General features: G+C 54.7%; 18 protein-coding genes. 10 read left to right on the top strand and 8 right to left on the bottom strand.

From position 1 onward, the window contains the following. Positions 1-64 precede the first annotated feature (64 nt). Positions 65-1,585, bottom strand: a complete 1,521-nt coding sequence (locus NCTC9997_RS02300; RefSeq protein WP_197665234.1) for a methyl-accepting chemotaxis protein — start codon at positions 1,583-1,585, stop codon at positions 65-67. A gap of 462 nt (positions 1,586-2,047) precedes the next feature. Between NCTC9997_RS02300 and NCTC9997_RS02295 the strand changes: the two genes are divergently transcribed. Both NCTC9997_RS02295 and NCTC9997_RS02290 read left to right on the top strand, forming a co-directional pair. Beyond that, positions 2,048-4,105 (top strand): carbon starvation CstA family protein, encoded by a 2,058-nt coding sequence (locus NCTC9997_RS02295; RefSeq protein ID WP_064977197.1) that lies wholly within the window; start codon positions 2,048-2,050, stop codon positions 4,103-4,105. A gap of 119 nt (positions 4,106-4,224) precedes the next feature. Beyond that, complete coding sequence (locus NCTC9997_RS02290; protein WP_167550114.1) at positions 4,225-4,449, top strand: YbdD/YjiX family protein; 225 nt, start codon at positions 4,225-4,227, stop codon at positions 4,447-4,449. A 23-nt stretch (positions 4,450-4,472) separates the two neighbouring features. Here the strand turns inward: NCTC9997_RS02290 and NCTC9997_RS02285 are convergent, their stop codons facing one another. Then, the gene (locus NCTC9997_RS02285; protein ID WP_064977195.1) at positions 4,473-6,005 is read right to left on the bottom strand and encodes a CYTH and CHAD domain-containing protein; all 1,533 of its coding nucleotides are present in this window, start codon (positions 6,003-6,005) and stop codon (positions 4,473-4,475) included. A gap of 171 nt (positions 6,006-6,176) precedes the next feature. On the opposite strand from NCTC9997_RS02285, the gene NCTC9997_RS02280 reads away from it, so the two are divergent. From NCTC9997_RS02280 to NCTC9997_RS02270, 3 genes are all read left to right on the top strand, one after another. Next, positions 6,177-6,857 carry a TIGR00153 family protein gene (locus NCTC9997_RS02280; RefSeq protein ID WP_010862542.1) on the top strand — a complete coding sequence of 227 codons (681 nt, stop codon included), beginning with the start codon at positions 6,177-6,179 and terminating at the stop codon, positions 6,855-6,857. Between the two features lie 23 nt (positions 6,858-6,880). Beyond that, on the top strand, positions 6,881-8,146 hold the full coding sequence (locus NCTC9997_RS02275; protein WP_010862543.1) for an inorganic phosphate transporter: 1,266 nt from the start codon (positions 6,881-6,883) through the stop codon (positions 8,144-8,146). A 173-nt stretch (positions 8,147-8,319) separates the two neighbouring features. Continuing rightward, positions 8,320-8,940: a TIGR04211 family SH3 domain-containing protein gene (locus NCTC9997_RS02270; protein WP_036769158.1), complete on the top strand. Its 621-nt coding sequence runs from the start codon at positions 8,320-8,322 to the stop codon at positions 8,938-8,940. Positions 8,941-9,118: 178 nt separating this feature from the next. Here NCTC9997_RS02270 and NCTC9997_RS02265 read toward each other — a convergent pair whose 3' ends face one another. Next, positions 9,119-10,222, bottom strand: coding sequence for a general secretion pathway protein GspB (locus NCTC9997_RS02265; RefSeq protein WP_064977194.1), 1,104 nt, complete (start codon positions 10,220-10,222; stop codon positions 9,119-9,121). Continuing rightward, positions 10,222-12,036 (bottom strand): ExeA family protein, encoded by a 1,815-nt coding sequence (locus NCTC9997_RS02260; RefSeq protein ID WP_064977193.1) that lies wholly within the window; start codon positions 12,034-12,036, stop codon positions 10,222-10,224. Before NCTC9997_RS02260 ends, NCTC9997_RS02265 begins: the two co-directional genes overlap by 1 nt. A gap of 181 nt (positions 12,037-12,217) precedes the next feature. Here NCTC9997_RS02260 and NCTC9997_RS02255 point away from each other — a divergent pair, with 181 nt between their 5' ends. After that, positions 12,218-13,453, top strand: coding sequence for a multifunctional CCA addition/repair protein (locus tag NCTC9997_RS02255; protein WP_064977192.1), 1,236 nt, complete (start codon positions 12,218-12,220; stop codon positions 13,451-13,453). Positions 13,454-13,548: 95 nt separating this feature from the next. On the opposite strand, the gene bacA is transcribed toward NCTC9997_RS02255, so the two are convergent. From bacA to folB, 3 genes are all read right to left on the bottom strand, one after another. Then, positions 13,549-14,355, bottom strand: a complete 807-nt coding sequence (gene bacA, locus NCTC9997_RS02250; protein WP_010862548.1) for an undecaprenyl-diphosphate phosphatase — start codon at positions 14,353-14,355, stop codon at positions 13,549-13,551. 127 nt (positions 14,356-14,482) lie between these two features. Next, a complete protein-coding gene (folK, locus tag NCTC9997_RS02245; RefSeq protein WP_064977191.1) occupies positions 14,483-15,037 on the bottom strand; it encodes a 2-amino-4-hydroxy-6-hydroxymethyldihydropteridine diphosphokinase in 555 nt (184 codons plus the stop codon). Then, the gene (gene folB, locus NCTC9997_RS02240) at positions 15,037-15,393 is read right to left on the bottom strand and encodes a bifunctional dihydroneopterin aldolase/7,8-dihydroneopterin epimerase (protein WP_010862550.1); all 357 of its coding nucleotides are present in this window, start codon (positions 15,391-15,393) and stop codon (positions 15,037-15,039) included. The genes folK and folB overlap by 1 nt, the downstream gene beginning before the upstream one ends. A gap of 124 nt (positions 15,394-15,517) precedes the next feature. Between folB and plsY the strand changes: the two genes are divergently transcribed. Continuing rightward, complete coding sequence (gene plsY, locus NCTC9997_RS02235; protein WP_010862551.1) at positions 15,518-16,132, top strand: glycerol-3-phosphate 1-O-acyltransferase PlsY; 615 nt, start codon at positions 15,518-15,520, stop codon at positions 16,130-16,132. A 251-nt stretch (positions 16,133-16,383) separates the two neighbouring features. On the opposite strand, the gene tsaD is transcribed toward plsY, so the two are convergent. Further along, positions 16,384-17,403: a tRNA (adenosine(37)-N6)-threonylcarbamoyltransferase complex transferase subunit TsaD gene (gene tsaD, locus NCTC9997_RS02230; protein ID WP_064977190.1), complete on the bottom strand. Its 1,020-nt coding sequence runs from the start codon at positions 17,401-17,403 to the stop codon at positions 16,384-16,386. A gap of 183 nt (positions 17,404-17,586) precedes the next feature. On the opposite strand from tsaD, the gene rpsU reads away from it, so the two are divergent. From rpsU to rpoD, 3 genes are all read left to right on the top strand, one after another. Beyond that, the gene (gene rpsU, locus NCTC9997_RS02225) at positions 17,587-17,802 is read left to right on the top strand and encodes a 30S ribosomal protein S21 (RefSeq protein WP_010862554.1); all 216 of its coding nucleotides are present in this window, start codon (positions 17,587-17,589) and stop codon (positions 17,800-17,802) included. 260 nt (positions 17,803-18,062) lie between these two features. Continuing rightward, positions 18,063-19,820, top strand: a complete 1,758-nt coding sequence (dnaG, locus tag NCTC9997_RS02220) for a DNA primase (protein WP_010862555.1) — start codon at positions 18,063-18,065, stop codon at positions 19,818-19,820. 96 nt (positions 19,821-19,916) lie between these two features. After that, positions 19,917-21,764: an RNA polymerase sigma factor RpoD gene (rpoD, locus tag NCTC9997_RS02215; protein WP_010862556.1), complete on the top strand. Its 1,848-nt coding sequence runs from the start codon at positions 19,917-19,919 to the stop codon at positions 21,762-21,764. Positions 21,765-21,769: the final 5 nt, after the last annotated feature.

Here is a 21,769-nt window from a genome sequence, read left to right as displayed (position 1 = left end):
TGCTGGGATGTCGTACCGATATGGCTAAACGCGACCTCACTCACTACCTCACACGGGCGCAACATCAACCGGCTTCGAGACGAAACTCTCCAATTTCGGCCTGCAGCTTACTGGCTTGCTGTTGCATCGCCTCGGCCGTTTCGGTCAGCTCCCCAATCACGGTTACCGAGGCCGAAATCAGCTCACGCACATTGGTCAGGTTGTGGCTCATCTCCTGCGCCACCGAGCTTTGTTGCTGCGCTGCCGATGCAATTTGGAAATTCATCTCATTGATGCGCAGAACACTGGACTCAATACGGGTAAACTCGCTACCGGCACGCTCGATTTGCTCCGTACCTTCCGCCGCTTCCAGTACGCTTTGCTCCATCAAGGTCACCGCTTGCTGCGCGCTATTTTGCAGTTGCGAGATCATCTCTTGAATTTCGACCGTGGCATTTTGCGTGCGCTGCGCCAATTGACGCACTTCATCGGCGACTACCGCAAAACCACGCCCTTGCTCACCGGCGCGTGCCGCTTCAATGGCCGCATTCAGCGCCAGCAAGTTCGTCTGTTCGGAAATGCCGCGAATAGTCGAAACAACCGAACCAATCGAGCCCACTTGCTCTTCCACTTGGTTTACAGCCAAGGCCGACTCACGAATATCAGACGACAGCTGACGAATAACATCGGTGGTTTTGCCGACAAACACCGCGCCTTGCTTGGCCTGCTCGGCACTTTCGGCGGTCGATTGCGACGCCAGTTCGGTATTTTGCGCCACATCCTGCACAGTTGAGCTCATTTCACTCATGGCCGAAGCCAGCTGATCGATTTCGGCAAACTCTTCTTGTGTCGACTCACCGGTTTCGCGCATGGCCAGCGACATCACTTCCGCCACCGCCGACAGCTCCTGCGCGGTATTATTTTGTACCGTCACAATGCCACGCAGATTTTGCCGCGTCTGCTCCAGCGCCCGCGCCATATCGCCAAATTCATCTTTGCACGGCATCAATACCGGCACCGCCAAGTTTTTAGCCGCCAGCGCTTCAATGCCGTTTTTCAGATAACTTAACTGACGATGCATCATACGGACCGCGCCCACCAGCAGGACGATAAACATCACGATCATCACCACCGTTTGCCACACGCTACGCCAGATAAAATCCTGATAGGCCTGATCCGCGCTGTTTCTATCTAACGCTACCGCCGCCAACCAATCACCGGACTGCGCGCGAAAATAGCGCTGCTCGCCTTCATCACTCCAGCCCGACATGCCCGCGCCGCTATTCCACTCCTCATAACGCTTGAGCTGCGGATGCCCTAACAGCTGCTTATCCGGCGATACCGCATACACAGAGACTCCCGCTTGCTGCAACTGCTGCACCAAGGTCGCTTGCGAGCCAGTGGCCGCTTGATTGAGCAAGCTGGCCACCGACTGCGCCTGCTGCTCGGCCTGCGTTTGCGCCGTACTCAGCAGATGCTGACGCAACGTATCGGCATCCCACCACTGCTTACCGGTCAGGAGCACCGTACTGAATACCATTAGCAACACGGCTTTTGGTAATAACCGTACATTGACCAGCCATTTCTCCCAGAAATGAAATTGCATTGCGTCCATAGCATCCCTTTTTGATATCAATCAATCACGGCAATGGTGATCGTCTGTTAGGGGTATCGGCATCCATTGCGATCCCCCGATCAGCAATCCCGTAAAATCGGTGACAGGTCACAAAACCCCTGCGCAAAGCGCTGCAGTGCGTTCGGTGTATCTACCTGCGTCACAAAAGCAACAGTAACTTTACTTCAGCGCAAACACTACCACCAGTTTTGTCAGCATAAAAACCAGACGCATAACACATTTTGCCTGATAAGGCGGCCGCACTTATCCCGCTAAGCAGTCGGGAACACCACCAAGTACCGGTGCAGCAGCGCCATCGTCGATTTCACCCATACCCCTTGCGTTTGCCGGTGGGCATTTACAAAATCGAAACAATTCCCGTTCCCCATTACCGCGGCGCGCCTCATCACCAACGAACGCGGGAGCGGTTTTCCCAGACACAAGGATGAAATCATGCGCACACTCAAGGAATGGGGGCTGTGGCTCCTGATCGCACTGGCCGGTGCCGCCGCTTTTGGCACCTTAGCCCTGCACCGCGGGGAAAGTATCAATGCGATTTGGCTGATCACCGCAGCGGTCTCTTGCTACCTGATTGCCTACCGCTTTTACAGCCGCTTTATTGCCAATAAGGTGTTGGAGTTAAATGGCCAGCGCCTGACGCCCGCTGCGCGACACAATGATGGGTTGGATTATGTCCCGACCAACAAATGGGTGCTGTTCGGCCACCACTTTGCCGCCATTGCCGGCGCCGGCCCGTTAGTCGGACCGGTCCTGGCCGCGCAAATGGGCTATTTACCCGGTACTTTGTGGATTTTGGTCGGCGTAATGTTTGCTGGCGCAGTACAAGATTTTATCGTGCTGTTTATCTCCACCCGGCGCGACGGTAAATCGCTTGGAGAGATCATCAAAGCCGAATTAGGCCCAGTGGGCGGGGTCATTGCCTCGATTGGGATCTTAATGATCATGGTGATTTTGCTGGCGGTACTGGCGCTGGTGGTGGTGAAAGCGCTGGTTGGCAGCCCGTGGGGCAGCTTCACCATTGCTGCAACCATCCCACTGGCGGTCTTCATGGGCGTTTACATGCGTTATATTCGCCCCGGGAAAATTGCCGAAATCTCACTGATTGGTTTTGTGCTGTTAATGCTGGCGATTGTGTACGGTGAAGATGTCGCCCAAAGCAGCTTTGCCAGCTGGTTTACCCTAGATGGTAAGGCCCTGGCTTGGTCATTGATCATCTACGGTTTTATCGCCTCGGTATTGCCGGTGTGGTTGCTGTTGGCGCCGCGTGATTACCTGTCTACCTTCCTCAAAATCGGCACCATTGTCGGGCTGGCATTAGGCATCATAGTGGTGGCACCCGACATGCAAATGCCGTCCGTCACCCGTTTTATTGACGGCAGCGGGCCAGTATTTGCCGGTAACCTATTCCCGTTCCTGTTTATCACCATCGCCTGTGGTGCAATCTCCGGTTTCCACTCGCTGGTCTCCTCCGGCACAACACCGAAAATGCTGGAAAATGAAACCCATGCGCGCGCCATTGGCTATGGTGCGATGTTGATGGAATCCTTTGTCGCCATGATGGCGCTGATTGCAGCCTGTGTGCTGGAGCCGGGCGTCTATTTTGCCATGAACTCACCTGCGGCGCTGATTGGTACCACACCGCAAGAAGCGGCGGCGGCGATCAGTCAGTGGGGCTTTGTGGTCACGCCAGAAATGCTGAGCCAAATGGCGAAGGATGTGGGTGAGCAGACTATTTTGTCGCGCACCGGTGGCGCACCTACGCTGGCGGTGGGCATGGCGCATATTCTGTCGCAGGTGTTTGGTGGCGCGGGCATGATGGCGTTCTGGTATCACTTTGCCATCTTGTTCGAAGCGCTGTTTATTCTGACCACCATTGATGCCGGTACCCGCGTTTGCCGTTTTATGATCCAAGATTTGCTGGGCACCTTTTTCAAACCGCTGGGAAATACCGATTCTCTGCCGGCCAACCTGCTAGCCACTACGCTGGCGGTGAGCGGCTGGGGTTACTTCTTGTATCAAGGCGTGATTGATCCGCTGGGTGGCATCAATACCCTGTGGCCACTGTTTGGCATCGCCAACCAGATGCTGGCGGGCATGGCGTTAATTTTGTGTACCACCGTCTTGATCAAGATGAAAAAACTGCGTTTTGCGTGGATCACGGCCCTGCCTTGCGTGTGGGTACTGACCACGACCTTGTACTCCGGCTGGCTGAAGATCTTCAGTGAGAATCCAAAAATTGGTTTTCTGGCCCATGCTGAGAAATTCAATCAAGCCGCCGCCAGTGGCACCGTACTGGCCCCGGCCAAAACGTTAGAGCAGATGCAACAGGTCATTTTCAATGATTACGTGAACAGCGCCCTGAGCGCGCTCTTTATCAGTGTGGTACTGGCGATGCTGTTCTTCGGCGTACGCGCATCATTGCAAGCCATGCGCCTGCCCCACCCGAGCGCCAAAGAAACGCCGGCTCAATTTCAACATGATGCGTCATAAAAAAGCGCATTCTGAGTGATGCGAAAACGAGAGTGAGCAGCGACTCAGAATCAGAGGTGGGCGTGTTCAGCCCATCTCTGATTCACGTTACAAGAGCGATGCAAGTTAAGGAGAACACGATGCGCCAGATATCCATACCGCGGGTAAAAATACAGGCGATTTACCAACGGATGGCCGAAACGGCTCGCTTAATGGTCGGCATTCCTGACTATGCCCGTTATACTGCCCACATGCGTGAGCAGCATCCGGAGCTACCGGTATTGAGCGAGGCGGATTTTCATCGCGCCTGCATTGATGCTCGTTATCCGGGTAAAAAAGGCAAGCTCAGTAAATGCCCGTGCTAACTCAGCGTCGGGCCTAATAGCGATCAGAACCAATAACCGGCGGCGCTGAGCAGCGTGGGTCGCGCTGCTTCCAATGTCGCGGCCAATTCGGCTTGCTCTTGCTCCAACGCCGTCACACTGTTTGCCAACCACACCGACGAGGTTTCCGCTTCATCGACTGTCGCCATGCTCACCGCCAGTAAACGGCGCTCGGTTTCCCGTGCCTGTAGGCTGGCGAGCTGCGCGCCAAAGCGTTGCACCTCGGCCATAAAAAACTGGGCCTCATCCTGCGGATAAAGCGCCGCAAAAGCCAGTGCCACTTCGTTAAAGCGCTGCACTACCGGCGCTTGGTCCAGATATTGGCGTACGCTCAGTGGATGTCGGCCACCCAATCGGCTCTTCATCTCTGACCAATGCCGCCCCAGCTGGGTATCGGCAAAACGCTTCACTGGCGCAGCCAGCGCTTTTTGCCCAGCATCATCGGTAAAGCGCTGCCAAGTACTGAACGCCAACCAGTGGTTAAAGGCCAGCAACAGCGCAGCATAACGCGGGCTCAACAGTAACTGCTGATAATGCGCCAGTGGGAACGGGCCAGTTTGCGCCTGCAACTGCTCGCGACGCCCCTCCGACACGCTCTGATCCAACCACAACCAACGAGCACTGCCGGCCAATTGCTCTTCCAGCCACTGCATCTCCTGGCGTAAAGCGGCGCTGGCTTTGCGAGGAATATAACGGCCAAACAACGTCAGCCACTGACGGATAAAGGTCAGATCATCACGCATGGCCTGTAATGCCCGCACCGCCAAAGCAGCACCCTGTTCATCAAGACGCGCGATATCCGCTTCGGCACGCTGCCAGTGGCCAAGTAAGCCAGATAGCACTTGCACAAATGCCTGCTCTAGCGTCATTTTGCGCTGCAAGGTAAACGCCGGCAGACGTGGGCAGCGCGGCTCTGGCTCCCCAGCAGCCAAGCGATAGCCACGCGCGGCTTTACTGTCTTGTCCTTGCCGCAGGCCGCCGAGCGCACACAGAGCCTGCGCTAGGGTAAACAAGGCGTTCGCATCGCCGATCACCAACTCCAGTTCAATTTCACAAATGGGGGTTTGACGCTCGCCAGCCGTAATGCTGCCCTGATCCCAAGCCAGCTCAATTTGGCTGCCATCTGCGGCAGTAACCAGCCACTGCTCACGCTCAAAATCCGTGTTAAACAGCGGCTGTAAGCTATCTTGGATCGCCGCCAGATCCCACTGCGTCGGCCAACTGATGTCATGGCCAGCCTCACTAAAACGGGCTAACTCTGGGCGCGGCTCTGTCAACGGGACATTAAACTCTGGGCGCTGATGTAAACCGGCAACTACAGTGCCATCGGTTTTCAGGGTCTGGACATGTTGCTCGCCAATGGTACGCACCCGTAATCCCATTCTTGCCTGACGCAAATTTTGCGCTTGCGTATCATAATAGGTATTGATCAGGTGGCGGGTACGGTGCTCACTGGTCTGCCAATCCTGCAACAGGCGATACAGTGCCGGTTTCATCGCTGGGTCGACAATAAACTTTAACTCAATCTCAGTATTCATAACGAAAAACCAGAATTTGTCACACTTAACGGGCTATTTTTTGCAGCCGGAGCAGCAGAAATGTGCGGTTATTTGACTTCAAGCGGGTGAAGTCTGCGGTCACATACGATAACATGCGCATCCTCTGACAACTGTTGCGCAAATTAATCGCCAACAATAGGTACATTGGTTATGCCAGTTAATACTATTTTAGGTCTCTTTGCCAAGTCACCCATCAAACCTTTGGGTAAGCACTCGGATAAGGTGCACGAATGCTGTTTACAGCTGGTGCCTTTTTTTGAAGCTACTGCCCGAAATGATTGGGAACAGGCCAATAAGATCCGGGAAGAAATCTCCCAGTTGGAAAAACAGGCGGATACATTAAAACGTGAGATCCGACTGAAGCTCCCACGCGGGTTATTCTTACCGGTTGACCGTACTGACATGCTGGAATTGCTGACTCAGCAAGACAAGCTTGCCAACCGTGCTAAAGATATTTCCGGACGCGTCATCGGCCGCCATCTGCGCATCCCCGATGAAATGCACCCGGCTTTCATGAACTATCTGCAACGCTGCTTGGATGCAACCGCGCAATCCAATCGGGTCATCAATGAAATGGATGGTCTGTTGGAAACTGGCTTTAAAGGCCGTGAAGTTGCGCTGGTGGAAAACATGATCACGGAGTTGGATCACATCGAAGATGATACAGACCACCTCCAGATCCTGCTACGTCAGACGCTTTTGACGCTGGAAGATCAATTCAATCCGATTGATGTGGTGTTCCTGTACAAAACTCTGGAATGGGTGGGTGATTTGGCTGATCAGGCACTGCGCGTGGGCGCTCGCCTGGAACTGATGCTGGCTCGCTCATAACGTAGCAAAAAATAGGTACTTCAATGGAAATTTTGGCACAACACGGCTCGCTCATTGTGCTGGTCGCGGTTTTTCTTGGTCTGTTAATGGCCATCGGGATCGGCGCCAATGACGTAGCAAATGCCATGGGCACCTCAGTAGGTGCCAAGGCCGTCACCGTCAAGCAGGCTATTTTAATAGCCATGGTCTTTGAGTTTGCCGGCGCCTATCTGGCCGGTGGTGAAGTGACCCAGACTATCCGTAACGGGATCATCGAAACCTCACTGTTTACCCATGAACCACAAACCTTGGTGTTCGGGATGATGTCAGCCTTGCTGGCCGCCGGAACCTGGCTGATTGTGGCATCCGTCATGGGTTGGCCGGTCTCCACCACCCACTCGATTATCGGTGCTATCATCGGTTTTGCCTGCGTTTCAGTCGGTCCACACTCTGTGGATTGGGGCAGTGTAAAAGGGATCGTCGGCAGCTGGCTGATCACGCCACTGATTGCCGGTATTCTGGCCTACGGTATTTTTATCAGCGCCCAGCGCCTGATTTTTGATACCGAAACCCCAATGAAAAACGCTAAGCGCTATGGTCCGGTCTACATGTTCCTGACTGCGCTGGTAATTTTCTTGGTTACCATCAAAAAAGGTCTGAAGCACGTTGGTCTGGATCTGACCGATGCCGAAACCCTGCAGCTGTCGGTAATTGGCGGGCTGGTGGTAATGATTGGTGGCTACCTGTACATCAGCAGCAAAAAATTCGCCGCCAAAGCCGAATCTGAAAATGGTTTTGCCGGTGTTGAGCGCGTGTTTAGCGTGCTGATGGTGATCACCGCGTGTGCGATGGCTTTTGCCCACGGCTCCAACGATGTGGCAAACGCGATTGGCCCATTGTCGGCGATCGTGGCCGTGGTCAGTAGCGGTGGTGAGCTGCACAACTCCTCACCGATTGCTTGGTGGATCTTGCCATTGGGCGCGGTAGGTATCGTGATTGGTCTGGCGCTGCTGGGGCATAAAGTAATGGCCACCGTGGGTACCGGTATTACTGACCTGACCCCAAGCCGTGGTTTTGCGGCGCAGTTTGCAACCGCCACCACCGTGGTTATTGCTTCCGGTACTGGCCTGCCTATATCCACCACACAAACACTGGTGGGCGCGGTATTGGGTGTCGGTTTTGCCCGTGGTATCGCGGCGTTGAACCTCGGTGTCGTGCGTAATATCGTGGCATCGTGGATCATCACTCTGCCAGCCGGTGCTTTCCTGTCGATTATCTTCTTCTATCTGTTCCGCGCTATTTTCGCCTAATCGCATTTTTTGCGAGGCACTGCGCGTGTAACGATTTCGCATAATTGTCGTCAGACGCACAAAAGTCTGCTGCGGCACCCGATACGGGTGCCGCTTATTTGCGTCCGGTGCGCAAACCTTCTACTATGCACCCTTCCCGAACATGAACCAGAATGCGCAGAAATACCGACATTATGTCCAAATTAAGCACCAAAATTGCCGCCCTGCTGGTTGCAGCATTAACACTTCCCGCCTATGCCAATCAGACCCGTTATGTCTCTGATGAGCTGCAGGCGTATGTGCACTCCGGCCCGAGCACGCAATACCGAATTTTGGGCACCCTGAATGCAGGCGATGCCGTCACGCTCGATAGCGTGAATTCCGCCACTGGCTTTGCGCAGGTGACTGACAGCAAAGGCCGCCAGGTGTGGCTACCAGAAAATCAGCTCAGCGCCACGCCAAGTTTGCGTGTTCGCGTCCCTGAGCTGGAAGCGCAAGTTAAAGAGCTGACCGCGAAGCTCAGCACCATTGATGCCGATTGGCAGCAACGTACCCGTGATATGCAAGCTAAAGTCAGTCGCAGTGATAGCGATATGGCTGCGCTGCAAGGGGAAAACGAACGTCTGAAAGCCGAGCTGCAACAGGCCAAAGACAAGATGCAGACCCTGAATAATCATCTGGATGCGGAAAAGCGTGAGATCCTGATGCGCTGGTTTATCTATGGTGGCGGCGTTGCCGGTGCCGGTTTGCTGCTGGGGCTGCTGCTACCGCATCTGATCCCAACTCGCCGTCGTAAAGACCGCTGGATGCGCTAATTTGCGCCGATACCAACGTGCGCGCTAGCCGCAAACACGCTGAAGCAGATAAACGCAATAGCAACGCCGGCACATAAGAATATGTGCCGGCGTTGTTCATTTTTGCGCTCACCACACCAGACTATCTGCAGCACCACCAGCTCTACGCCTCTCATCGCGGCATACAACAGCCGTTCCCTCAGCCGCGACTACCCGGCCAATCCTGCAAGGCCGGCAACGCGGCCTGCTGCCCTTTCACCGCCAATACAATTTGCTCTGGCTCAATGCGCAGCAACTGCACGCCTTTAGCTAACTGCGCGCCACTGCGATAGACCTGTCCGTTAATCCGCACCCAGCGTTTGTCCGGTGCCGACACATAATTGTGCACTTCAAAACGCAGTGATGGGATCAACGCACGCCGCGCCGCCGGCAAATGACGTAACTGCGGCAATGCCTTGGCGCTAGCATCCTTCTTGGTCGAGGCGGTTGGCGACGTCGGCACGGTTATTTCTGGCCGAGTGACCGGTATGGAGCTACCCGATCTAACTGTGCCCGATGATGTTGTTGCGCCAGATTTATCCTGTAAGGCGGCACGAAACGCTTGCGCTAACTCCGGCGACACGCCACGCAAATCCAGTTTGTCCGGTGGCGTCAGCGCAGTATCGGTATCCGCTAGCCCACGGCTTGCCACCTCCGATACCGCTAACCCAGAGACATCACTATTGGCCGCAGGCGGTCGGCGCACCGGATCGGTCGGTAACGGTGGCGTCGGTAAAATATCGGCGGCCGTGATCAGGTTATCATCCAGTGCGATACCGGCAATCGGCGGTGGTAATGCCCAGCTCTCGCGCTCTGGCGATAACGCCGACGCTAACTGCTCAGCGCTAATACGCTCCGTTTCCAGACGCGGAAAACTTAATACCTGTGGCTGAACTAGATGATCCTCGGCCTTCGGTAATGCGGATGCTGTTGGCGCTGATGCAGGCTGCGCATGGGCATTTTCAATCGTCGGTATTCGCGGCTCAATGCTAGACACAGATGAGGTTGATACCTGCGGCGCGCGAGTATCTGGCCCGATGCCGTAACGTAAGCCAAGCCACATCCCGCTTGCCCCAAGCAGCAACAGCAATAATCGCAAACCAAGACGCTGATAACGGCGCTGTCGCTGCGCCAATGCGGCGGATGCGGCTGAATCCGCGCTTAATAGCGGACCGCCGGGGAGGGTTGGTAACAACGGTTCTCCGGTCACTTGGCGTCGCCGCTCTTGCTCGGCGCGACGCAACGCCGCCAAAATGGTCGACATTATCCGCTCTCCTTCACAAGCCGCGCACGCGGCGGTTCACTGATATTCTCATTGAGTGGGTCACTCGCCACCTGCGCTAACAAAGGGCCACCATTACCCGCACTAAGCGCGATCTGCGTCAGCGGGCCAGCCATCGCATCGGCCGGTAAGCCTTGCAGTTGCTGGAACTGACGCAACCGTTGCTCGAGCTCAGCATCAAAGCGGATATTCGGTGCTACCGAAGTGGTACTTTGGCTCGCCGCCACATCACTATGACTATCCGGTGGCGGTAAACGGCTCGCCAACCACTGCACTAAGGCACCTTGGTCGCCACGACGGATCACTCGCTGGCTCGATGGCTCCGGCGGTCGCCACAACAGGGTAAACTCCCCATTCCAGTGCGCCTCCAGCCATGAGCGAGACACCCGCCATCGGCTATCTCCCACCAATAGCTCCGCATCTTGGGCGGTCAAACGGTACAGCACCGCGGCATAATTTTGTTGCTGCTCTTGCAGCGATAACACCGCCGGATGATTCAACGCCGCCAGACGCGCTAAACTGGCCGTTCCCTGATAGCAACGCAGCGCCAACGCGCTAGCGGCATGGCAATCAGCCTGCCCGCTAGGTAGCTGATAGCCCCACACCTGAAAGAGCACCGCCAACGCCTGCTGCGGCGTAGAAGCAATGGTGCGCACACCCGAAAGAGTCTCCAACGACTCGCCGACCGCAGCACTTGGTAGGCTTGATACACTAGGCGCACTAGGCTCTGAAGCCGGAGGCAATACACTCAGATTCGGTACGCTCGCTACAGCCGCCGCAGTGGATAACGCCGTAACCGTTACCTGCGGTGTGGATATTGGCGTTGGGGTAAGCCCAAACCAACTGGGCTGCCATACTGCCAGCAGATAAATCGCCCCCGCACCGAACGCTATTGTGATGGGAGCCGACAGCATCGCATTCCCAGTATTCGCTGAAGAATGACGAGTAGACAGCCAAGAGGAAAACCACAACCGTGGCAACCGCAGTGCATGCTGCCCACGCAACTCGCGCCACGCACCGAGTACGCAGCGCCAGCCAATTTGCCGTTGCTGGTGGCCGTACGCGCGCATCAAGCAGCGCTCCGCCAGCAAATTCAGGCAACGCGGGATCCCGCCACTGCAACGGTACAAGACATAACCTGCTGCGCGACTAAAGGGCCAACCTTGGCCTGCCGCCACCTGCCAGCGATGCTGCAAATACTGCAGACTTTCGTCATAATCCAGCGGCGTCAGATGATAGCGCGCCGTGATGCGCTGCGCCAATTGACGCAACACCGGTAAATCCAACATCGCAGCCAACTCGGGCTGACCGATTAAAATCACCTGTAGCAGCTTGGTTTGGCCAGTTTCCAAATTGGTCAGTAGCCGCAATTGCTCTAACGCCGCCGGCGACAAATGCTGCGCCTCATCCACCAACACGATGGTTTTGCGCCCAGCGGCATGATTGTGCAAAAAATGGTGATGCAGTACTTCGGTAAGCTGGGCTAAGGATGCCATTGCCGGCACATGGGCGCCGAGCTCAGTGGCAATCGCCAGTAGCAGCTCTTGTGGGGTTAACAGCGGATTGAGGATCAAAGCCAACTGACACTGCGGATCGGTATGCTCCAGCATGGTACGCGCAGCCAACGTTTTACCGGTGCCCACCTCACCGGAGAGCAACACAAAGCCACCGCCATCACGCAAACCGTAAAACAGATGCACCAAGGCTTCGCGATAACGCTCGCTCAGGTACAAAAAACGCGGATCGGGCACCAACGCAAACGGAGCTTCGCGAAGCCCGAAAAAAGCCTGATACATGGCCTACTCCTTGTGCTGCGGCCGGTTGTCACATCCTGTCAACACAGCTTACCGGAAAGCGCTGCGATTACCATCCTCTGCGCGGATCTGGCCCGCAAACCGCGCACTGACCGGCATGTTGGCGCATAATCCGGTATACTGCACAGCAATAATCTCATCGACGCGGTGTTAAGGAGACAGGGTGCAGACATATCTGGTGGGTGGCGCAGTACGGGATCAATTGTTAGGGCTGCACGTCACCGAGCGCGACTGGGTAGTGGTTGGCGCAACGCCTGAGCAGCTGCTCGCGCAGGGCTATCAGCAAGTCGGCCGTGATTTTCCGGTGTTTTTACATCCGCGCACCCATGAGGAGTATGCGCTCGCACGTACTGAGCGCAAGCAAGGCCAAGGCTATACCGGTTTTGTCTGCCACGCCGCGCCTGATGTGACGCTCGAACAAGATTTACTGCGCCGCGATCTGACCATCAACGCGATCGCACAAGCAGAAGATGGCTCGCTCACCGATCCTTACGGTGGCCAACAGGATCTGCGCGATCGCTGGCTGCGTCATGTCTCCCCCGCTTTCAGCGAAGATCCGCTACGCGTATTGCGGGTGGCGCGTTTTGCCGCTCGGTTTGCCCACCTCGGTTTTCGTGTCGCACCAGAAACACTGGCGCTGATGCAGCAAATCAGTGCCAGTGGCGAGCTGACGCATCTCACCGCCGAGCGCGTGTGGAAAGAGACCGAGAAAGCCCTAAATAGCGCCGCACCGGATGTCTACTTTTCTGTATTACGCGCTTGCGGCGCGCTGGCGGTCTTATTCCCGGAGCTGGATAATCTGTTTGGCGTTCCGGCGCCCGAGAAGTGGCACCCAGAAATTGACAGCGGCATCCATACCCTGATGGCTTTACAGCAAGCTGCCCTGCGCGCTTATGGCCCTGAAGTGCGTTTTGCCGTGCTGTGCCATGACTTTGGCAAAGCCTTAACGCCGCCACAATTCTGGCCAAGCCATCACGGGCATGGCGAAAAAGGGGTACCGCTGATCCGCGAATTTTGCCGCCGTTTAAAAGTGCCGGCCAGCCATCAAGAGGCGGCCATTTTAGTCGCGCAAACCCACGGCAACCTACACAATGCCTTTGACTTGCGACCGGAAACAGTGTTGAAAATCTTTGACCAGTTGGATGTCTGGCGTCGGCCCGAACGCCTACAGTGGGCTTTAGAGGCCGCCCAAGCCGACTTTTGTGGCCGCTTGGGCTTTGAACAGCGTGCCTATCCACAAGCCGCTTACCTGCAAACGCTGTATCAAGCGGCCTTGAGCGTGGATGTCAAAGCCATCGTCGCGCAAGGGCTACGTGGGCCGGAAATCAAACATGCGGTGCAGCAACAGCGCCAACAATTGATCGCTGCCGCCAAAGAGGTCTATCCGCAGCCAGAATAATGCGTTGGCTCACCACCGACCTTTCTAGGGCTCCGCAATAAAAAAACCGGCACAAGGCCGGTTTTTTTCGTTATCTATCGAGCATCTGATTAGAATTAACCAATCACGACCCAATACACCATCGCGGCCAAAATAAAGCGATAGATGGCAAACGGCACGAACGAAATACGCTTAATCGCCGCCAAAAAGGTTTTGATCGCAATCATCGCCACCACAAATGCGGTGATAAAGCCAACCGCGAACATCGGCAAGTCAGACAGACTCAGAATGCTCCAGCTTTTCAGCAGATCTAAACCACTGGCGCCCAGCATCATCGGTACTGCCAGAATAAAGGAGTATTCCGCCGCCGCATGACGGCCCACCCCCAACAGCAAACCACCCGAGATGGTAGAGCCGGAGCGTGAGAAGCCCGGCCACAGCGCCAGACACTGGAACAGACCGATGCCAAAAGCCTGCTTGTAGCTGATCTCATCAATATTGTGCGCAGTAGTTTTCGGCTTAAAGTACTCCGCTACCAACAGCAGAACACCGCCGACCACCAAGGCATACATCACGGTTTGCGGGCCAAACAGATTGGCTTTAATCCAATCATGCACCAGCAAACCAATCACCACCGCCGGCAACATCCCCAGAATGATGTGCAATAACGTCAGGTGGCCACCGCTTTGCTGTGGCTTTTCACCAAAGTGGATCCCGATCAGGCCAAACATCCGCCGCCAGAACACCACCACCACCGCTAAAATAGAGCCGAGCTGGATAATGATCTCAAAGGTCGCCGCTTTCGGGCCTTCAAAGCCCAATAAGTGACCGACTAAGATCAAATGGCCGGTGGAAGATACGGGTAAAAATTCGGTCAAGCCTTCAACCACTCCTAGGATGAAAGCAATCAGCAACTCGGTCATGAACACGCCTACCTGCGAAAATAAACAACAAAAATCAATGTATAAACATGAAAACCGATCACCTAAGCCGAGCAAAGTCATCCTCAGCAGGCCGTCAGTGACCCTTACGCGATATTACAAATCGGTGTTACGCATCGGTATGGCAGCAAACGCTGACATCCACTACCGCACAAGTATGCAAACTAGCGCGGTTCACGTCTTGCCACGCAAAGCTCACCGGCCATAAACGCTGTGCCGGATCATTAAAACGCTGCCACAAGGTCGCGAAGGAGAGCCCGTTTTGCGGATGAGTCACGTCCGGGGCCAAATCGGCCAGCGGGCGTAACACAAAGGCATACTGCAGGATATCCGGACGCGGCAAATGTGGCTTATCGCTCTGACAGAGTCGGCCATACAGCAACAAGTCCAAGTCCAGCGTGCAGCAGCCAGCATACTGTGGATCGCGTCGTCCCCAACGCTGCTCAATCGCCTGCAATGCAGCACTCACTTCACACACTGTGCGCGCCGTTTTACAACGGGCGACCAGATTGTAATAGTTTCCGCTACAAACACCCACAGCTTCGGCTTCATAAACGGGGGAAAGTTCCACCTCGGCAAAGATTTGCTGTAACTCTGCCACCCCAGCGTTGAGGTGTTTTTCGCGCTCGGTGTTACTGCCAATCCCGATGAACAGCTCCACCATCAGGCTCGCTCTCCGCGCTCGATAATCACCCCGACTTGGCGGGCATTGGCCACCGCCCCCGGTTTCGCCACTCGTAGACGTAACCAGCGGATCCCAAACCGAGACATCAGCATCGCCGCGACCTCTTCGGCCACCCGCTCAACCAGCGCAAAGCGCCCTTGTTCGATAAAGGTGGTGACCGCTTCACTGACCGCAGCATAATCCAGACAGAACGCAACGTCATCGCTTTCACCGGCCGGACGGTTATTCCATGCCATTTCGATATCGAGCACTAATTTCTGCTTAATGGTCTGTTCCCAGTCATACACCCCGATGGTAGTGATGACGTTCAACTGGTCGATAAATACGATATCCATCACGTTGCTATCCATAAAAAAGAGAGGTCGGATACCCCAAACAGCCTAATTTGCGTATTATCAATGGAATCGGCACGCTCCGATAGCCACTGCGTCAATAATTCCGGATTCTGAGGAGGCCGCCATGAGCGCTATCGCACTTGGCATGATCATTTGCGCGTATCTGCTTGGCTCCATTTCCAGCGCAATTCTGATTTGCCGGCTGGCAGGCCTGCCTGACCCACGCGAAACCGGCTCCGGTAATCCGGGCGCCACTAACGTATTGCGCCTCGGTGGCCGCTTTGCCGCCCTCGCCGTTCTGATTGCTGATGTCGCCAAAGGCGGCTTACCGGTTTGGCTGGCCTATAAACTGGATCTCGCCCCTCCGGTACTGGGGATCATCGCGATCGCCGCCTGTCTCGGACACATCTATCCGATCTTCTTTCACTTTCAAGGCGGCAAAGGCGTCGCTACGGCGTTTGGGGCAATTGCCCCCATCAGTTGGGATATCACCGGCTTACTCAGCGGCACTTGGCTGATCACCTTGCTGCTGACCGGCTATTCATCCCTGGCCGCGGTGATTACCGCGCTGCTTGCACCGTTGTACGTATGGTGGTTCCGCCCTGAGTTCACCTTTCCTGTGGCCATGCTCTCGTGCCTGATTTTGCTGCGCCACCACGAAAATCTAGAGCGTTTATGGCGCGGCCAAGAGCCGAAAATCTGGCAAAAGTTTCGCCGCCCTCGGGAGCGCGAAGAGTAATCGTCAGTGAACAGTAACCAGTCACGCAGACATCAGCGCAATAAACTATTACCGCAATAAACAGCGGTTTTCTGGCCGCTTATGCCGCGCCACTTTGGCCATCCGTCTCGCGGCTAATTACGCACCAATACGCATGAAATGCACATTGGTCCGCTGTCGCGAACGTCGGCATATCGTCGTTTAACGACCACGAACATGCCGACATTGGCGATAAAATAAAGCCCGTGACTGATTAATGCCCAACGCGTCGATCACTCGGTTAACGGCTTTAACTCATTCATCGGCCAGCGCGGACGCGCGGAGACCGACAAGTCCTGAAACTCTTTGTTTTTCAAGCGCAGCATACCGGCATAAGCAATCATGGCACCGTTATCGGTACAAAACGCGGTACGCGGGTAATACACCTCACCACCGATGCTCTGCATCATCTCCGCCAGCTGACGGCGCAGCTCTTGGTTGGCACTCACGCCTCCGGCAATCACCAAACGTTTAAATCCGGTCTCTTTCAGCGCGCGTCGGCACTTAATCGCCAGAGTATCCACCACCGCTTGTTGGAACGCATGAGCAATATCGGCGCGGGTTTGCGGATCGTTGCCCTCTTTGTGGATGGTGTTCGCGGCAAAGGTTTTCAGGCCAGAAAAACTAAAATCCAAGCCAGGACGATCGGTCATCGGGCGCGGGAACACAAAACGTCCCGGCGTGCCTTGCTCAGCCAGCTTGGCCAACAGCGGACCGCCCGGATAATCCAGCCCCATCAATTTGGCCGTTTTATCAAACGCTTCCCCAGCAGCATCGTCAATCGACTCGCCTAAAAGCTGATAACGGCCAACGCCATCAACGCGGATCAACTGGGTGTGACCACCGGAAACCAGCAGTGCCACGAACGGGAACGGTGGCGGATTGTCTTCCAGCATCGGTGCCAGCAGATGGCCTTCCATGTGGTGTACCGCCACGGCTGGTACGCCCCACGCCATGGCCAACGAGCGGCCTACGGTCGCGCCGACTAACAGTGCGCCGACCAGCCCAGGACCGGAGGTATAGGCGACGCCATCAATATCACTCGGCGTCAGTCCGGCCTCTTTCAGTGCGGCCTGAATCAGGGGAACGGTTTTTTTTACGTGATCGCGTGAGGCCAGCTCCGGAACCACTCCGCCGTAATCAGCATGTAATTTTATCTGGCTATACAATTGGTTAGCCAACAGCCCGGCATTGTCGTCGTAAATTGCAACACCGGTCTCGTCACAGGAGGTTTCAATTCCTAGAATGCGCATAAGTGGCCTCAGGCTGACGTGGAAAGCCTGATATGTTATCCTGCACACTAAAATCACGCCAGCAGAACACGGTAGCGCTTTACAATCCCTATATCTTCGGATTAAAATTCCGCACCATTTTTAGTCAAGCTGGCGAATTGATAGTCAGCAGATTAACCCAATTTCCTTTGAGGTGAGAGGCATATGCCGGTAATCAAAGTACGTGAAAACGAGCCGTTCGACGTAGCTCTGCGTCGTTTCAAGCGTTCATGCGAAAAGGCAGGTATCCTGTCTGAAGTTCGCCGTCGCGAGTTCTACGAAAAACCAACTACTGAGCGTAAGCGCGCTAAAGCATCTGCTGTTAAGCGTCACGCGAAGAAGCTGGCTCGTGAAAACGCACGCCGCACTCGTCTGTACTGATGCTTTTGTGTGCTGAAACTGACGTTTCAGTACACCGCCTTCGGGCACGTCAGCGGAGTTCGGTACTGATTTATCAGAGGCGAATTTCTCACTGACAACCAGCTGTCTGCTGCAGTTCCTGCCGTTCGCGCGGAGTTTTCTCCGGACAGACAGCCGCTAACAGACTTCTGTTACAGCACAGGCCGTGCATTCCGCAAGGAACGCGCGGCTTTTGCTCGTTTATGAACTTGCTTCGTCTGACTAACCAATCATGAGGTGTCATGGCAGGTCAAATCCCCCGCGCATTTATTGATGATCTCCTGGCCCGGACTGACATTGTCGATCTGGTTGATGCCCGTGTGAAACTCAAAAAGCAGGGTAAGAACTACCATGCCTGCTGTCCGTTCCATAACGAGAAAACGCCATCGTTTACCGTCAGTGCCGAGAAACAGTTTTATCACTGCTTCGGTTGTGGCGCGCATGGCAACGCCATCGGATTTCTGATGGACTTTGATCGTCTGGAATTTGTGGAAGCGGTAGAAGAGCTCGCCAGTCAGCACGGATTAGAAATCCCGCGTGAAACCGGTAGCCATAGTCAACCGACGCAAGATCGTAAAGAGCGCCGCAGCCTGCATGAATTAATGGGGCAAGTGGCGGCCTATTACCGTGAACAACTGGTGCAGCCGAAATCGGCCAAAGCCCAGCAATACCTGACCCAACGTGGCCTGTCGGCCGAAGTGATTCATCGCTTCGGCATCGGCTTTGCGCCAGATGGCTGGGATAACGTATTGCGCCGTTTTGGTGGCAACAATCCGACGCAACAACAAATGTTGTCGGATGCGGGTCTCTTGGTTCACAATGAAGAGAGCCAACGCACCTATGACCGCTTTCGAGAGCGGGTGATGTTTCCCATCCGTGACCGGCGTGGGCGGGTCATCGGGTTTGGTGGCCGCATCATCGGCAATGGCACACCGAAATACCTCAACTCACCGGAAACAGTGATTTTCCATAAAGGTCGCGAACTGTATGGCCTTTATGAAGCGCAGCAAACCAATCCGAAACCAGATCACTTATTGGTGGTCGAAGGGTATATGGATGTGGTGGCGCTGGCACAGTTTGATATTAACTACGCCGTCGCCTCACTTGGCACCTCCACCACAGCAGAACATATTCAATTATTGCTGCGCAGTACCGATAACGTTATCTGCTGCTATGATGGAGATAATGCCGGTCGTGATGCGGCATGGCGAGCACTGGAAACTGCCCTGCCTTTCCTCAATGATGGCAAGCAGCTCAAATTTATGTTCCTGCCGGACGGGGAAGATCCTGATACACTGGTTCGTCAGGAAGGCAAACAGGCCTTCGAACAGCGTATTGGACACGCGCTGCCGCTGTCTGAGTTTTTATTTGAAACCCTGCTGCAACAAGTGGACTTGAGCAGCCGTGACGGGAAAGCCAAACTCAGCACACTGGCCATTCCGCTGATTGATAAAGTGCCCGGCGATACCTTGCGCTTGTATCTGCGCAATATTCTGGGCCAAAAGCTCGGCATTTTGGATGAAAACCAGTTAGAGCGGTTGCTGCCCAAAGCGCAGCAAGAGCGAGCGACCCCAGCCCCACAGATTAAACGTACACCGATGCGCGTGTTAATTGGTTTACTGGTGCAAAACCCAGCGCTGGCCAGCCAAGTGCCTTCGCTAGCCGGGTTAGAGCAGCTGGATATTCCCGGCTTGCCGCTGTTTATTCGGCTGGTACAAGCCTGTCAGGCACAGCCTGGGCTGACCACTGGCCAGTTATTAGAACATTGGCGCGGAACAAAAGAAGGTCAACAACTTGAAATGTTGGCCATGTGGAACCACATGATCACTGATGAGAATGTGGCTGACGAATTTTTGAACACGCTGGATCACCTCTACAGCCAATTAGTGGAGCAACGTATGAACCAGCTGATCGCAAAAGACCGAACACACGGCTTAAGTGCCGACGAGCGCAGGGAACTTGCCCTGCTAATCACTACAGCCAAACCGGGCAATGGCTAGTAGCTAGTAGAAAAAACGCCCAACTGTTATACTTGGCGGTTTACGCCGCAGCGTACTAGTTTCTTCTTTCAGACCTTGAAGTGTGGATATCGTCTTATGGAGCAAAACCCGCAGTCGCAGCTTAAGCTTCTTGTTACCAAGGGTAAAGAGCAAGGCTACCTGACCTATGCCGAGGTCAATGACCACCTGCCGGAAGATATGGTCGACTCCGATCAAATCGAAGACATTATCCAGATGATCAACGACATGGGTATTCAGGTGCTGGAAGAAGCACCCGATGCCGATGACCTGATGCTGGCAGAAAACCTCGCGGATGACGACGCAGCAGAAGCCGCTGCGCAAGTGCTGTCCAGCGTGGAATCTGAGATCGGACGAACCACGGACCCGGTGCGCATGTACATGCGCGAAATGGGCACCGTAGAACTGCTTACCCGTGAGGGTGAGATCGATATCGCCAAACGTATTGAAGACGGTATCAACCAAGTACAGTGCTCTGTTGCAGAGTATCCAGAAGCGATTACCTATCTTCTGGAGCAATATGATCGCGTCGAAGCGGGCACCTCCCGTCTGTCTGACCTGATCACCGGCTTTGTCGACCCGAATGCCGAAGAAGATATGGCACCTACGGCGACCCACGTCGGCTCTGAGCTGTCTGAAGAGCATCTGGCGGATGAGGATCTGGATGACGACGAAGAGGAAGAAGAGAGTGATGATTCTTCCGACGACGACGGCACCATCGATCCGGAGCTGGCGCGCGAGAAGTTCACTGAACTGCGCGATCAGTATGAAGTTACCCGTTTAGCGATCAAAGCCAACGGTCGTAACCATCCGGTTACCAACGAAGAGATTCAGAAGCTGTCTGAAGTCTTCAAGCAGTTCCGTCTGGTTCCAAAGCAATTTGACCATCTGGTAAACGCTATGCGTTCCATGATGGAGCGTGTCCGTACTCAGGAACGCATCATCATGAAACTGTGTGTGGAACAGTGCAAAATGCCGAAGAAAAACTTCGTCACTTTGTTCTCGGGTAATGAAACCAATCCACAGTGGATGGAAAAAGCACTGGCCGCCGGTAAACCGTGGTCAATGCGTTTAAGTGAAGTTAATGAAGAAGTGCAGCGTTGCCTGCAAAAGATGCGTCAGATCGAAGAAGAAACGGGTCTGACTATCGAGCAGGTAAAAGATATCAACCGTCGGATGTCTATCGGTGAAGCGAAAGCGCGCCGTGCGAAGAAAGAGATGGTTGAAGCAAACCTGCGTCTGGTTATTTCGATTGCCAAGAAATACACCAACCGCGGCCTGCAGTTCTTGGATCTGATCCAAGAAGGTAACATCGGTCTGATGAAAGCGGTGGATAAGTTTGAATACCGCCGTGGTTATAAGTTCTCGACCTATGCGACTTGGTGGATCCGTCAGGCTATCACCCGCTCTATCGCGGATCAGGCGCGCACCATCCGTATTCCGGTGCACATGATCGAAACCATCAACAAGCTGAACCGTATTTCACGGCAGATGCTGCAAGAGATGGGTCGTGAGCCGAGCCCTGAAGAGCTGGCTGAGCGCATGATGATGCCAGAAGACAAGATCCGCAAAGTGCTGAAGATTGCCAAAGAGCCAATCTCCATGGAAACCCCAATCGGGGATGATGAAGATTCGCATCTGGGTGATTTCATCGAGGATACTACCCTCGAACTGCCATTGGATTCGGCCACCTCAGAAAGCCTGCGCAACGCCACTCGCGATGTGCTGGAAGGTCTGACGGCGCGTGAAGCCAAAGTGCTGCGTATGCGTTTCGGTATCGATATGAACACCGACCACACGCTGGAAGAGGTAGGTAAGCAGTTTGACGTAACGCGTGAGCGTATCCGTCAGATTGAAGCCAAGGCACTGCGCAAACTGCGCCATCCGAGCCGCTCGGAAGTGCTGCGTAGCTTCCTCGACGAATAACATCG

The sequence above is a fragment of the Plesiomonas shigelloides genome, assembly GCF_900087055.1.
Taxonomy (GTDB): domain Bacteria; phylum Pseudomonadota; class Gammaproteobacteria; order Enterobacterales; family CAMTGL01; genus Plesiomonas; species Plesiomonas shigelloides.
Note: the sequence above shows the minus strand (reverse complement) of the source record. Positions and strands in the feature narration are given on the sequence as shown.

Bases quoted from the DNA above. Each gene is read 5' to 3' on its own strand.
- NCTC9997_RS02300 (WP_197665234.1), bottom strand. From the start codon at position 1,585: ATGCAATTTCATTTCTGGGAGAAATGGCTGGTCAATGTACGGTTATTA.
- NCTC9997_RS02295 (WP_064977197.1), top strand. From the start codon at position 2,048: ATGCGCACACTCAAGGAATGGGGGCTGTGGCTCCTGATCGCACTGGCC.
- NCTC9997_RS02290 (WP_167550114.1), top strand. From the start codon at position 4,225: ATGCGCCAGATATCCATACCGCGGGTAAAAATACAGGCGATTTACCAA.
- NCTC9997_RS02285 (WP_064977195.1), bottom strand. From the start codon at position 6,005: ATGAATACTGAGATTGAGTTAAAGTTTATTGTCGACCCAGCGATGAAA.
- NCTC9997_RS02280 (WP_010862542.1), top strand. From the start codon at position 6,177: ATGCCAGTTAATACTATTTTAGGTCTCTTTGCCAAGTCACCCATCAAA.
- NCTC9997_RS02275 (WP_010862543.1), top strand. From the start codon at position 6,881: ATGGAAATTTTGGCACAACACGGCTCGCTCATTGTGCTGGTCGCGGTT.
- NCTC9997_RS02270 (WP_036769158.1), top strand. From the start codon at position 8,320: ATGTCCAAATTAAGCACCAAAATTGCCGCCCTGCTGGTTGCAGCATTA.
- NCTC9997_RS02265 (WP_064977194.1), bottom strand. From the start codon at position 10,222: ATGTCGACCATTTTGGCGGCGTTGCGTCGCGCCGAGCAAGAGCGGCGA.
- NCTC9997_RS02260 (WP_064977193.1), bottom strand. From the start codon at position 12,036: ATGTATCAGGCTTTTTTCGGGCTTCGCGAAGCTCCGTTTGCGTTGGTG.
- bacA (WP_010862548.1), bottom strand. From the start codon at position 14,355: ATGACCGAGTTGCTGATTGCTTTCATCCTAGGAGTGGTTGAAGGCTTG.
- folK (WP_064977191.1), bottom strand. From the start codon at position 15,037: ATGGTGGAGCTGTTCATCGGGATTGGCAGTAACACCGAGCGCGAAAAA.
- folB (WP_010862550.1), bottom strand. From the start codon at position 15,393: ATGGATATCGTATTTATCGACCAGTTGAACGTCATCACTACCATCGGG.
- plsY (WP_010862551.1), top strand. From the start codon at position 15,518: ATGAGCGCTATCGCACTTGGCATGATCATTTGCGCGTATCTGCTTGGC.
- tsaD (WP_064977190.1), bottom strand. From the start codon at position 17,403: ATGCGCATTCTAGGAATTGAAACCTCCTGTGACGAGACCGGTGTTGCA.
- rpsU (WP_010862554.1), top strand. From the start codon at position 17,587: ATGCCGGTAATCAAAGTACGTGAAAACGAGCCGTTCGACGTAGCTCTG.
- dnaG (WP_010862555.1), top strand. From the start codon at position 18,063: ATGGCAGGTCAAATCCCCCGCGCATTTATTGATGATCTCCTGGCCCGG.
- rpoD (WP_010862556.1), top strand. From the start codon at position 19,917: ATGGAGCAAAACCCGCAGTCGCAGCTTAAGCTTCTTGTTACCAAGGGT.